At 34.2% G+C, this 13,816-nt stretch carries 11 protein-coding genes and 1 tRNA gene; 6 read left to right on the top strand and 6 right to left on the bottom strand.

Features of this window, described 5'->3' with window-relative positions:
• The first annotated feature begins 61 nt into the window (after positions 1-61).
• The 5 genes from E5167_RS04085 to E5167_RS04105 all read left to right on the top strand — a co-directional run bounded on the left by E5167_RS04085 (position 62) and on the right by E5167_RS04105 (position 7,070).
• The gene (locus E5167_RS04085; RefSeq protein ID WP_136841321.1) at positions 62-1,129 is read left to right on the top strand and encodes a branched-chain amino acid aminotransferase; all 1,068 of its coding nucleotides are present in this window, start codon (positions 62-64) and stop codon (positions 1,127-1,129) included.
• A gap of 110 nt (positions 1,130-1,239) precedes the next feature.
• The gene (locus E5167_RS04090; protein ID WP_211242130.1) at positions 1,240-3,309 is read left to right on the top strand and encodes an alpha-ketoacid dehydrogenase subunit alpha/beta; all 2,070 of its coding nucleotides are present in this window, start codon (positions 1,240-1,242) and stop codon (positions 3,307-3,309) included.
• Positions 3,310-3,344: 35 nt separating this feature from the next.
• On the top strand, positions 3,345-4,382 hold the full coding sequence (locus tag E5167_RS04095; RefSeq protein ID WP_136841324.1) for a zinc-dependent alcohol dehydrogenase family protein: 1,038 nt from the start codon (positions 3,345-3,347) through the stop codon (positions 4,380-4,382).
• A 12-nt stretch (positions 4,383-4,394) separates the two neighbouring features.
• Entirely contained in the window at positions 4,395-5,810 is a 1,416-nt protein-coding gene (locus E5167_RS04100; RefSeq protein WP_136841326.1) for an amidohydrolase family protein, read from the top strand.
• 12 nt (positions 5,811-5,822) lie between these two features.
• A complete protein-coding gene (locus E5167_RS04105) occupies positions 5,823-7,070 on the top strand; it encodes a metal-dependent hydrolase family protein (RefSeq protein ID WP_136841327.1) in 1,248 nt (415 codons plus the stop codon).
• A 34-nt stretch (positions 7,071-7,104) separates the two neighbouring features.
• Here E5167_RS04105 and E5167_RS04110 read toward each other — a convergent pair.
• The 5 genes from E5167_RS04110 to gcvP form a co-directional block, all read right to left on the bottom strand.
• Positions 7,105-7,178 (bottom strand) — tRNA-Thr (locus E5167_RS04110).
• A gap of 46 nt (positions 7,179-7,224) precedes the next feature.
• Positions 7,225-8,073, bottom strand: coding sequence for a glycosyltransferase (locus tag E5167_RS04115; RefSeq protein ID WP_136841328.1), 849 nt, complete (start codon positions 8,071-8,073; stop codon positions 7,225-7,227).
• Positions 8,073-8,594 carry a methyltransferase domain-containing protein gene (locus E5167_RS04120; RefSeq protein WP_136841330.1) on the bottom strand — a complete coding sequence of 174 codons (522 nt, stop codon included), beginning with the start codon at positions 8,592-8,594 and terminating at the stop codon, positions 8,073-8,075. The genes E5167_RS04115 and E5167_RS04120 overlap by 1 nt, the downstream gene beginning before the upstream one ends.
• Positions 8,595-8,596: 2 nt before the next feature.
• Complete coding sequence (locus tag E5167_RS04125) at positions 8,597-9,655, bottom strand: 3-oxoacyl-ACP synthase III family protein (RefSeq protein WP_136841332.1); 1,059 nt, start codon at positions 9,653-9,655, stop codon at positions 8,597-8,599.
• Between the two features lie 102 nt (positions 9,656-9,757).
• A complete protein-coding gene (gene gcvP, locus E5167_RS04130) occupies positions 9,758-12,607 on the bottom strand; it encodes an aminomethyl-transferring glycine dehydrogenase (RefSeq protein ID WP_136841334.1) in 2,850 nt (949 codons plus the stop codon).
• A 120-nt stretch (positions 12,608-12,727) separates the two neighbouring features.
• On the opposite strand from gcvP, the gene E5167_RS04135 reads away from it, so the two are divergent.
• Complete coding sequence (locus tag E5167_RS04135; protein ID WP_136841336.1) at positions 12,728-13,558, top strand: UbiA prenyltransferase family protein; 831 nt, start codon at positions 12,728-12,730, stop codon at positions 13,556-13,558.
• Here E5167_RS04135 and E5167_RS04140 read toward each other — a convergent pair.
• A complete protein-coding gene (locus E5167_RS04140; protein WP_136841337.1) occupies positions 13,552-13,812 on the bottom strand; it encodes a glycine dehydrogenase in 261 nt (86 codons plus the stop codon). The genes E5167_RS04135 and E5167_RS04140 overlap by 7 nt on opposite strands.
• Between the last annotated feature and the right edge of the window lie 4 nt (positions 13,813-13,816).

A 13,816-nucleotide genomic window follows, 5' to 3' on the forward strand; every position in this document is an offset into this window, starting at 1 on the left:
AAAGTTCTCGATACAAAATTGCAAAAAGCGATTTCACTCGAACTAACAAAAAGATATAAACATGAAACACAACATTCCAATAAAAAGAGTAGAAAAATCAAAAGTTGAAGAATTAGATTTTAATAATATTCCATTAGGAAGAACCTTTACCGATCATATGTTTATTTGTGATTATGAAAATGGACAATGGAATAACCCAAGAGTAGAACCATTGCATTTAATCCCAACCCATCCAGCAGCTATGGCATTACATTATGGTCAAGCCATTTTTGAAGGTATGAAAGCAACAGTTGATTCTGAAGGGATACCTATGTTGTTTAGACCACAAAAAAATGCAAAAAGACTAAACTTAAGTGCAGATAGAATGGGAATGCCACACTTTCCAGAAGATTTGTTCGTGGAAGGATTAAAGCAATTAGTGGCTGTTGAGCAATCTTGGATTCCACCACAAGAAGGAAGTGCTTTATATTTAAGACCATTCATGTATGCAGACGAACCTTTTATTGGCATGCGAGCAGCAACAAGTTTTAAATTTATCATCATTGCATCACCTTCAGGGCCATTCTTTACTAAAAGAATAAAGCTATATGCCGAAACAAAATACATTCGTGCCGCAGAAGGAGGTACAGGAGAAGCCAAGGCTGCAGGAAATTATGCAGCTGCGATTCGTCCAACAGAATTAGCAAAAGCAAAAGGTTACGATCAAGTATTATGGTTAGATGCAGCGGAGCATAAATATATTCAGGAAGTTGGAACCATGAATATTTTCTTCAAAATTGATGGAAAATTTATAACACCTAAACGTGATGGAGCAATTTTAGATGGTATCACCAGAATGAGTGTCATTGACTTGTTAAGAGATAAAGGATATGAAGTAATAGAAAGACCCATCACAATTGATGAAATAAGTGAGGCATCTAAAAAAGGCACACTTGAAGAGTCCTTTGGAACTGGAACTGCAGTTGGTATTGCTTATATACAAGAAATTGGATTTGGTGATGAAACGATTCATGTGTCAGATGAAAGTCCTGTTGGCTTGGATGTAAATGAAACTTTAAACGGAATTAAAACAGGAAAGATTAAGGATACTTTTAACTGGATGGTTAAAATTGAAAAAGAATTGGCTTAATGTATTTTGTCATTCCGCATTGTCCCACTGAGCGCAGTCGAAGTGTGATGCGGAATCCACATTGAAGCTTAAAAGTTTTAAAAAGATTTCCACTTTCGTGTAAAATAGATATGAATAAAAAAATATTAAAAAAAGCATTTTCAAAGTTTTGTACAGCCAAGTCAATGACTGAATTGTATGAAGAAAATTTTAAGCAAGTTTCAAAATATGTGCATGCAACTTCTCGTGGACACGAAGCCATACAAATTGCACTAGGATTGCAGTTATTACCACAAGATTATGCGTTTCCTTACTATAGAGATGATGCCATGTTATTATCGTTTGGAATGCAACCTTACGATTTGATGTTGCAGTTAATGGCTAAGCGCGATGATCCTTTTTCAGGAGGTAGAAGTTACTACTGTCATCCAAGTTTAAAAGATGCAGACAAACCTAAAATTCCGCATCAATCGTCTGCAACTGGTATGCAAGCCATTCCAGCAACTGGAGTTGCTATGGGAATGCAGTATCTTGAAAAACAAAACTTGAAAAATGCCATTCTGAACGCTAGTGAAGAATCTAATGAAAATCCAATAACTGTTTGTAGTCTCGGTGACGCCTCAGTTACTGAAGGCGAAATAGCAGAAGCTTTCCAAATGGCAGCTTTAAAGCAAATGCCAATTTTATATTTAGTACAAGATAACGGTTGGGATATTTCTGCAAATGCCGTTGAAACTAGATCACAAAATGCGTTTGAATATGCTCAAGGCTTTCATGGTTTAGATGCTATTTCTATTGATGGTGCTAACTTTATAGAAAGTTATGAAGTTCTTAAAAAAGTAATCAAAACTATACGTGAAGAACGTAGGCCATTTTTAGTGCATGCTAAAGTTCCGTTGTTGAATCATCATACGTCAGGAGTTAGAATGGAATGGTATCGAGACGATTTAGACGAAGCACGTTCACGTGACCCTTATCCAGTATTAAAACAACAATTATTAGATAATGGATTTTCTTCAGATGACATAGAAGAAATAGAAAGTTCAGCGAAAGCGAAAGTAGAAGAAGATTTTAAGAGAGCTATAAAGGCCGAAGACCCAAAACCAGAAGATTTATTCACTAATGATTTTGTGCCAACACCAATCACTGAAGAAGTAGGAATACGCGAACCAGAAGGCGCAGACAAAGTAGTCATGGTTGATTGTGCCTTGTTTGCCGTAGAAGAACTCATGCGAAAACACAAAGAGTGCTTGTTATATGGTCAAGATGTAGGTGGAAGACTTGGAGGCGTATTTCGTGAGGCCGCAACATTAGCACAAAAATTTGGAGATGACAGAGTGTTTAATACACCTATTCAAGAAGCCTTTATTGTTGGCTCCACCGTGGGCATGAGTGCTGTTGGTTTAAAGCCAATTGTTGAGGTACAATTTGCTGACTATATTTGGCCTGGACTCAATCAATTATTTACAGAAGTAAGCAGAAGTTGTTACCTCTCAAATGGTAAATGGCCAGTGAGTATGATTCTACGTGTGCCAATTGGAGCTTATGGAAGTGGAGGGCCTTATCATTCAAGTTCGGTGGAAAGTGTTATTACCAACATACGAGGTATCAAAATCGTGTATCCAAGCAATGGAGCCGATTTAAAAGGCTTGATGAAAGCCGCTTACTATGACCCAAATCCTGTAGTGATTTTAGAGCACAAAGGCTTGTATTGGTCAAAAGTTCCAGGAACCTTAACCGCAACGTCTGTTGAGCCAAGCGAAGACTATGTTTTACCACTAGGTAAAGCTTGGGTGTTGCAAGAAATTTGGAAACAAGAAGATGTAGAAACTTTAACTATTGTCACTTACGGAATGGGAGTGCATTGGGCTTATAATGCGTCTGGTGAATTAGATATGAGACACCAAATTGAAATTATTGATTTACGTACGTTATTTCCATTAGATGAAAATACAATCATGAATTCAGTTAAAAAAACTGGAAAATGTTTAGTGGTCACTGAAGAACCAAGTAATAACAGTTTTGCATTGGCCTTGGCTGGAAAAATTCAAGAACAATGTTTTCAATATTTAGATGCTCCTGTAATGACCATTGGTAGCGAGAACATGCCTGCAATTCCTTTAAATTCTATGTTGGAACAGACCATGATTCCTTCTACAGAAAAAGTAAAAGTAAAAATTAAAACGTTGCTAAACTATTAAACTTTATTACCTTAGTTGTTCTATTGTTGTAAACTATGAGAGCAGCTGTTTTTGAAAAATTTCAAGGACCAATAACTATTCAAAATATACCTGACCCAACTCCAAAAGTTGATGGCGTGGTTGTAAAAGTAAATGCTACAGGATTGTGTAGAAGTGATTGGCATGGTTGGATGGGACATGATCAAGATATTGTGTTACCTCATGTTCCAGGACATGAATTAGCTGGAACAATCGTTGAAGTTGGGAAAGATATCAAGAATTTTAAAATAGGAGATAGAGTTACTATACCATTTGTGGCTGGTTGTGGCACTTGTGGTGAATGCAAATCTGGAAATCAGCAAGTATGTGACCATCAATCTCAACCTGGTTTTACACATCATGGCTCGTTTGCTGAGTTTGTGGCTTTAGATTATGCTGATACTAATTTGGTAAAACTTCCTGAAGACATAAACGATGTGACTGCTGCAACTTTAGGTTGCCGATTTATTACAGCTTTTAGAGCCATTGTTGCTCAAGGAAAAGTATCCGAAGGACAGCATGTAGCCATTCATGGTTGTGGAGGTGTTGGCTTATCTGCAATTATGATAGCCAATGCACTTGGAGCGCAAGTCACAGCGATTGATATTAACAACAAAACTTTAGCGTTAGCAAAGCAACTTGGAGCGCAATCTATCGTGAATGCCACCAACAATAATGTTGTAGAAGCTATAAAAGACATTACCAAAGGAGGTGCTCAAGTGTCTGTGGATGCTTTAGGTAGTGAGATTACATGTTTAAATTCTATTGCGTCACTTAAAAAAAGAGGAAGGCATATTCAAGTTGGGTTAATGACGGGAAATCATAAACATCCAAACATTCCAATGGATAGAGTTTTAGCAGATGAATTGGAAATAATTGGGAGTCACGGAATGCAAGCTCATAAATATCCTGAAATGCTAAAGATGATTGTAGAAGGTAAATTACACCCTGAAAAGCTAATTGAAAAAACCATTACCTTAGAAGAAGCAACTATAACTTTGCCAAACATGAATAAATTTCAAAATAAAGGTGTATTGGTTGTTAATTCTTTTTAAAACTTAAATAAGATGAAAAAATTTGTTGGAACTATATTCTTATTAATCTTGTTCTTTAGCTGTAAGAAAGAAGAACAGATAGCTTATGATCTAGTAATTGAAAATGGGAATGTTATTGATATTGTTACTGGTAACATTAGCAAACAAACTATTTTTATCAATGATGAAAGGATTGTAAATCTTTCAAAACCAGAAGAAAATATATCGTATAAGTCTGAAATTATTATAGATGCAACTGATAAGTATATTCTTCCAGGATTTTGGGATAACCATGTACATTTTAGAGGAGGAGATAGTTTGATTCAGGCCAATAAAGATTTTTTAAAACTCTTTATTATGAATGGGATTACAACCGTTAGAGATGCTGGAGGAGATTTAACATCTTCAGTAATGGAATGGAAACAACAAATTCAAGATAAGCAACTTGTTGGACCAACAATCTTTTCTGCTGGACCAAAAATTGATGGTAACAATGCAACTTGGGCTGGTTCTTTGGTTGTTGATACAGAAAAAGATATTTCAGTTGCATTAGATTCATTGCAAGCATTGAATGTCGATTTCGTAAAACTTTACGATAGTAGAATTTCTGGTGAACTCTATTTGAAAACAATTCAAGAAGCTACCAAAAGAGGAATGATTACTTCAGGTCACATGCCTTTTACGGTGACATTAGATGAAACTTTAGACTCAGGAATTGGTGCTATTGAGCATTTATACTATGTTTTAAAAGGATGTTCTTCTGAGGAAGTACAAATAACCGAAGCTATTAAAAATAGAGAGTATGGATTTTGGTCGTCTATGGGGAAATTAATAGAAACCTATCAAGATTCTACTGCTAAAAACACATTCGATGCTTTAAAAAACAACAACACATATGTGGTTCCAACATTGCATATAGGCAATGTGTTAAGTTATTTAGATGAGGTTAATCATGAAAACGATGCCTATTTAAAGCTAATGCCACCTGGTATCATTGAAACGTATCAAGGCAGGATTAAAGGTGCACTAAACTCATCAGAAGAAGCTCGACAAAACCGAAAAGAGTTAAATACGTTCTTCAAATCTTTAGCAAAATCGTTGAGTGATGCTAATGTGAAATTACTTACTGGTTCAGATAGTGGTGCTTTTAATTCTTACACATATCCAGGAATTTCATTGCATAAAGAATTGGAAGGGATGGTCAGTACAGGTATTTCTAATTTAGAAACATTGCAAAACTCAGCCTATAATGGAGCTCACTTTCTAAAAAAAGAATCAGATTATGGAACTATTGAAATTGGTAAAATATCAGATTTAGTGTTGCTTAATAGCAATCCTTTAGAGGATATAAAGAATACAAGGAATATCAATTTTGTTATTAAAGGCAATGAAGTTTATAACCCTGAGATTATTGCACAAGAAATCGGCTGCTCTGATTGTTTAAAGTAAAATAAATTAACTATGAGAACATTAATTACAATATTTTTTATATTCATAACATCCATAACAATTTCTCAAACATTATTGAAGCCAGATCGAGTTTTTGATGGTTATCAAATTCATGAAGATTGGGCTGTCTTGGTAGATGGAAATAAAATTACTCAAGTAGGAACTTTGAATAACCTTAAAATTCCAAAGGGCACTAAAGAAATTAACCTAAAAGGAAAAACCTTAATGCCTGGATTAATTGAAGGTCACTCACATGTCTTATTACATCCATATAATGAAACAACTTGGAATGATCAAGTTTTAAAGGAGTCACCAGTTGAGAGATCTATTAGAGCAGTCAACCATGTAAAAAATTCGTTATTGGCTGGAATAACTACAATGCGAGATTTAGGAGCTGAAGGAGCTGGTTATAGTGATGTTTATATAAAAAAAGCAATAGATGAAGGTATTATTATTGGCCCAAGACTTTTGGTTGCTGGTCCAGCTATTGTTGCAACAGGGGCTTATGGTCCTAAAGGATTTCACGATGGTGTAAAAGTGCCTCTTGGAGCTGAAGAAGCTAACGGAAATGATGTAATAAGAACTGTGCGTAGGCAATTAGGTAATGGTGCTGACTTCATAAAAATCTACGCTGATTATAGGTGGAAACTAGGAGCGGTTTCACAACCAACATTTACTTTAGATGAAATTAAAATGATGGTTGAAGTTGCTGAAAGCGCTGGAAGTTATGTGGTAGCTCATGCTAGTACACCTGAGGGTATGCGTAGAGCAATACTTGGTGGTGTGGAAACTATTGAGCATGGAGATGGAGGTACGTTTGAAATTTTTAAACTCATGAAAGAATATAATGTAGGTTTTTGCCCAACAATAGCGGCAGGAGATGCAATTATGCAATATAATGGATGGAGAAAAGGACATGACCCAGAACCAGCTAGAATAGTTCAAAAGAGAAAATCATTCAAATTAGCATTAGACTCAGGGATTGATATTGTTTTTGGTGGTGATGTTGGTGTCTTCACACATGGAGAAAATTATCGAGAACTAGAGTTGATGGTTCAATACGGAATGTCTCCAATTAAGGTGTTACAATCTGCAACGTCATTAAATGCCAGGGTATTCCATTTGGATGGTTTAGGGCAGCTTAAAAAAGAATTTTTAGCTGATATTATAGCTGTTGATGGTAGCCCAACAAAAAATATTAAGGCAATGCGAAATGTTACATTTGTAATGAAAGATGGCATGGTATATAAAAACGATTAAATAAAAAAGACACTTAAAAAAGTGTCTTTTTTTGAGCCGATAGAGGGACTCGAACCCACGACCTGCTGATTACAAATCAGCTGCTCTAGCCAGCTGAGCTATATCGGCGTAACTGGGAGCAAATATAATCTTGAAAATAATATTTGCAAATATTTTAAAAAACTTTTTTTCGAATATTCGTCCAATGTAAATGTCTTATAAATCTACCTTGATCTTCGTTAACAATGAAAGATTGATTTTCTTTTTTAGCTTTAAAAAATCCAATCATTGAATTAAAAAAATAAGAAAAACTTCTTTTTTTAAGTGCACTTTTAATTGATGCTATTAAGGTTAAAATAAATCCAAAACGCATTTTATATAAAGCTTCGCCTCTTAAGTACTTTGTGTGTTTGGAGTAAGTTTTGCCAGTTGGTTTTAAATGTTTTACATGTAAATCTTTATTGGTTTTAACTTTCCAACCATAATATTGAGCTAGTAATACATCTATTGAGTCCCAACCAACAGATTTTTTTAAACCTCCAATATCAATAAAACATTTTTTTCTATAGGACTTAATTGGTCCTCTAACATGATTTTTTGAGGCCACAGTTTCAAAAACCCATGTATTTTTTTTATTAACAAATGGAATACCTCCAGCAATTCCAATTTTGGTATTCCTTTTAAACAGTTTAGCTATGGACTCTAAATAGTTTTTTGGAAAAATGATATCTGCGTCATATTTACAAATAACATCATAATTCTCATCGAGAATTTCTAAACCTTTGTAAAAGGCATTAATTACTTTGGCTCCTGGAATATGTTCATTTGAGGATGTTATATTAATTAAGGAAATCCAATTATACTTTTCTGTAAACGCTGATATGATATTATTTGTATTGTCTGATGAATTGTCATTAACAACAACTAAATGTTTAGGTAATAAGGTTTGGTTAACTAATGATTCTAGAGTAAGACCAATGGTGTTCTCTTCATTGTGAGCAGGTATTATAATGTAGAAATCCATTATTTTCTTTCGGCATATACAATATAATAACGAGGCGTAAACCATCTTAAAATTGGGCGAAAACCAATCTTTTTTGTTGGATTAGTCCATTTCTTTCTATCTTTAATTTCCCACCCAGCTTTTTCTAATAACCAATCAAATTGCCAATCTTCAAATTCGTGATAATGTCTGTCCCATTTATCGGTTTTACTTCTATATGCTGAAGCAAACCATAATTTTAAAGGGACACTTGCTACTAGTTTATTTGCTTTAACGCTTTTTAAAACAGTAAAGGGAGATAATAAATGTTCAAAAATTTCAAACGCAGTTACCACTTCGGCAGTTGAGTTTTCAATATTTGTATTGTCAATATCAATATCTTCTCCTTTGGTGTTTTGAACCTTGTAACCATGATCCAGCATTACTTTTGTAAACGGATTTTCTACACCAAGGTCAAGTATGCTTGAGGACGTAGGAACATGTTCCTTTAAAAAATCTAGCGTGTGTTTGTATCTCTTATGAGGAAACTTACCTTCGTACATTATTAATATTTATATACAATTGCGTTGATGTGCATTCCTGCACCAACACTTGCAAATATAATAACATCGCCTTTGTTTATCTGGTGATTATCTAATTTATTCTTAACAATTAAATCATATAATGTAGGTACAGTGGCTACCGAGCTATTGCCTAGTTTATGTATGCTCATTGGCATAATGCCCTCTGGAACAGGTGTTTTATAAAGTCTGTAGAAGCGTTTGATTATAGCTTCATCCATTTTTTCGTTGGCTTGGTGGATAAGCACTTTTTTTACATCTTTAATATTAACACCACTTTTATCTAAACAAGTTTTCATAGCTTGTGGTACATTGTTTAGTGCAAATTCGTAAATCTTACGACCATGCATTTTTATATATCTAGTGTCTCTACAAAGATCTTGTTTGTTTGAGCTGCCAAAAAATAAATAATAAGCCTCATCATAAGTAAATGATGCTGTTTCATGTGAAAGAATACCACCCTCATCATTTGTGGCTTCAATAATAGTAGCTCCAGCGCCATCAGAATAAATCATAGAGTCTCTATCGTGCTTGTCAACCACTCTTGATAGAGTTTCAGAACCAATAACTAAACATTTTTTTGCCATTCCAGCTTTTATAAAAGCTTGGGCTTGAATAACTCCCTCAATCCAACCTGGACAACCAAATAAAATGTCGTATGCAACACATTTAGGGTTTTTAATACGCAAGCTATGTTTTACTCGAGAAGCTAAACAAGGTAAAATATCACTTTGTATAGCGTTAGCTTTAACATCGCCAAAATTATGTGCAACAATAATATAATCAAGTTCTTCTCTATCTATATTAGCATCTTCAATAGCTTTTTCGGCTGCAAAAAAACCAAGATCCGAAGATGTTAAATGGTCTTTTGCATAACGACGTTCAACAATGCCTGTTATGTCTTTAAATTTTTCTACAATAACTTCATTTGGATGCTCGATTGTAGAGCCATCTATATTAAGGAATTCGTGTTGGTGAAAGTCTGTATTTTTTTCAACTATTTGAGGAATATAGCTCCCAACACCAGTAATTTTAATATTCATATATAAAAAGTTTTGCCTTTAATACTGCTAAAATAACGAATATAATAGCAATAACTTAAAGGCAAAAAAGGTTTTAATTTATTTTACGATGTTCAACAGAGCTTATGCTTCCATAAACTCTTCAATTGGAGCACATGTACAGATTAAATTTCTATCACCATAAGCATCGTCAACACGTCTTACACTTGGCCAGAATTTATTGTCTTTTACATAATCCAATGGAAACGCTGCTTCTGTTCTGCTATAAGGTAAATCCCAAGTATCAGCAGTTAGCATTTCCATAGTATGAGGTGCATTCTTTAGCACATTATTAGCATTGTCTTTTTCTGCATTTTCAATCTCTTTTCTAATAGAAATCATGGCATCACAAAAACGATCTATTTCTTCTTTACTTTCACTCTCAGTTGGCTCAATCATCAACGTTCCTGCTACTGGAAACGATACAGTTGGTGCATGGAACCCATAATCCATTAAACGTTTTGCAATATCACTAACTTCAATTCCGTGAGCTTTAAAAGCGCGACAATCAACAATCATTTCATGTGCTGCACGTCCTTTTTCACCAGAGTATAAGGTGTCAAAATGACCTTCTAATCGTTGTTTTAGGTAGTTTGCATTTAAAATGGCAATCTTTGTCGATTCAGTAAGTCCTTCAGCGCCTAACATGCATATATAACCATAAGAAATTAAGCACGCTAATGCAGAACCATATGGTGCTGCAGAAATAGCTGTAATAGCATTTTCTCCTCCAACTTTTATCACAGGATTTCCTGGTAAAAATGGTACCAATTGTTCAGCAACGCAAATAGGGCCAACTCCTGGGCCACCACCACCATGTGGAATAGCAAAGGTTTTGTGAAGGTTTAAATGACACACGTCTGCTCCAATATTTCCTGGATTGGTTAAGCCGACTTGCGCGTTCATGTTAGCACCATCCATATACACTTGACCACCATTGTCATGAATTATTTGAGTGATTTCTTTAATAGCAGATTCATATACACCATGTGTAGAAGGATAGGTTACCATTAATGCTGATAAATTATCTTTATGTAATTCAGCTTTTTCACGTAAATCATCAACGTCTATATTTCCTTCTTCAGTTGATTTGGTTACAACTACTTTCATTCCAGCCATAACTGCACTTGCAGGATTTGTACCATGAGCAGATGATGGAATTAAGCAAATATTTCTATGATGGTCACCTCTAGATTCATGATATGCTTTAATAACCATTAGTCCAGCATATTCACCTTGAGCTCCAGAATTTGGTTGTAAAGAGGTTGCTGCAAAACCAGTTATTTCGGTTAACTGATCTTCTAGTTTTTTAAGAACCGTTAAATATCCTTCAACTTGATTTAGAGGTGCAAAAGGATGAATATTTCCCCAATTAGACCAACTTAAAGGCAGCATTTCAGCAGCTGCATTAAGCTTCATTGTACATGAGCCTAACGAAATCATAGAGTGATTTAAAGATAAGTCTTTGCGCTCTAGTGATTTAATATAACGCATTAAATCAGTTTCAGAATGATAGGTATTGAATACTTCATTTTCTAAAAATTCTGAGGTTCTTTTTACGGGTTGTAATATGTTATTTGATTCAGCAATAGATACTAATCCATCAGTTAATTTACCTGCAACTTCAGCAAAAATTGAAATAATGGTGTTGACGTCTGAAAGCGTTGTAGTTTCATTTAATGAAATGGTTATAGTATCAGCATCAGCATAATAAAAGTTTACACCTTTAGCTTCAGCAATAGCTTTTACCTTATCAGCATTAGCTTTTATTTTTAGAGTATCAAAATATGCAGAATTTTCTTGAACAAACCCTAAGTTTTGTAGAGCCTTGTCAAGGTTACATGTAGTATTATGAACTTTATTAGCAATATATTGTAGTCCTTTTGGACCATGATAGACTGCGTACATTCCAGCCATGACAGCTAATAATACTTGAGCTGTACAAATGTTAGATGTTGCTTTATCACGTTTTATGTGTTGTTCACGTGTTTGAAGAGCCATTCGAAGCGCACGATTTCCATTGGTGTCTTTAGTAACACCAATAATTCTTCCAGGAATGTTACGTTTATAGTCTTCTTTAGTAGCAAAATAAGCAGCATGAGGACCTCCATAACCCATTGGGATTCCAAAACGTTGGGTGGTTCCAACAACCACATCTGCTCCAAATTTCCCAGGTGCTTCTAATTTAACTAAGCTTAAAATATCAGCAGCTACTGCTACTTTTATGTTTGAATCGTTAGCTTTTGCTATAAACGATTTGATATTGTGTATTTGTCCATCTTTTCCGGGATATTGAATAATGGCAGCAAAATAATTTGTTGAATAATCAAACTCATTTACGTTCCCTACAACCAACTCAATTCCTAGAGGATTTGAACGTGTTTGCAACAAGGATAATGTTTGTGGTAAAATTTGATCATCTACAAAAAACTTAACAATATTATCTTTTTTTTGTTGACGTTCCCTTACTGCAAATAGCAATGCCATAGCTTCTGCTGCGGCAGTGCTTTCGTCTAAAAGCGATGCATTTGCTATTTCCATTCCAGTAAGATCAGTCACCATAGTTTGGAAATTTAAAAGCGCTTCTAAACGACCTTGTGCAATTTCAGCTTGATAAGGTGTATAAGCTGTGTACCATCCTGGATTTTCAAGGATGTTGCGTTGAATTACAGCTGGTAAGTTTGAAGGATTATATCCTAAACCAATATATGATTTAAACACGTTGTTTTTTGAAGCCATATCGTGTATGTGCTGCAAATATTCCTGTTCACTCATTGCAGGATCTAAACTAAGAGGTTTTTGAAGCTTTATATTATCTGGAAGCGTCTCAGATATAAGTTGGTCTATTGATGATGCTCCAATAATGTTAAGCATAGCTTCATAATCACTAGCTCTAGGGCCAATATGGCGTAGTGCAAATAAATCTGTATTCATACTAAATAAGGTTGAGTTTAGAAGGGCAAAATTAAGGAAATAAATGTGGTTTTAACACGCTAATATTGAAAGTTTTTAACCATTTTAAGGCATTATTAACAGTTTACCTAAATTTGTATTATGCAAGTGTTAAAACGTTTTTTAGATTTTTACATTAATAGTAGTATTCACGTGGCTTTGGCAGTATGTGGATTAGTTTGGGTAACACTTTTAAATTTTAATGTAGGAGCCGATTTAGACTTTGTATATTTTGTTTTTTTTGCGACCATTACTGGCTATAATTTTGTGAAGTATTTTGGACTAGCAAAGTTTCATCATAGAAGTTTAGCAAGTTGGTTAAAGGTGATTCAGGTTTTTTCATTTTTGTGTTTTATAGGTTTAATTTATTATACCTTCAAATTAAAAGCTGAAACTATCTTTTACTTTTTGGGATTGGGTGTTATTACATTTTTGTATGCTATTCCTTTTCTACCTAAGAAATTTTTGGTCGAAGCTGGAAATTTACGTGCAATAAGTGGATTGAAAATTTACGTCATTGCATTTGTATGGATGGCTACAACCGTTATTATTCCTTTGTTAAATGAAAACTATGTATATAACAATGATATGTTGATTGAATCCATTCAGCGTTATTTATATGTTATTATTGCTATGTTGCCTTTTGAAATTAGAGACATGAGGTATGACAGTATTAAATTATCAACTATTCCGCAACGAATTGGCGTAGCAAGAACTAAAATAATTGGTGTATTATTAATAGTTATAATGTTTTTAATTGAATTTTTTAAAGATGAGTTTTACGTTAATAAAACAATTATTCTTGGAAAAATAAGTGTGTTATTGCTACTGTATTTAGTATTTAGTAGTATAAATCAAAAGAAATATTATAGTGGTTTTTGGGTAGAAGGTATCCCAATACTTTGGGCTATTTTAACGACAATTAATTACTGATGATTTTCTAGCTCTTTTTTAAAATTATATTGAAGCTGCTCTTTTTCAGATTTTTTCAAGCAATCTACTTCGGGCTTGTTAACCAATTCGGTTAGTTTTTTATTGTTTGCCGAATATTTTTGACAAGTTTTACAATAAAAAAGATGAATAGTATGTTTTATCTTGTCCAATAGCGTAACTTCTCCATACTGTGCTTTGTCGCAAGTATTAACCGCTTCTTTACATGACATAAATAATTTAAAACCTTTACTCATTTCT

The sequence above is a fragment of the Pontimicrobium aquaticum genome (genome assembly GCF_005047595.1).
Lineage (GTDB): Bacteria > Bacteroidota > Bacteroidia > Flavobacteriales > Flavobacteriaceae > Pontimicrobium > Pontimicrobium aquaticum.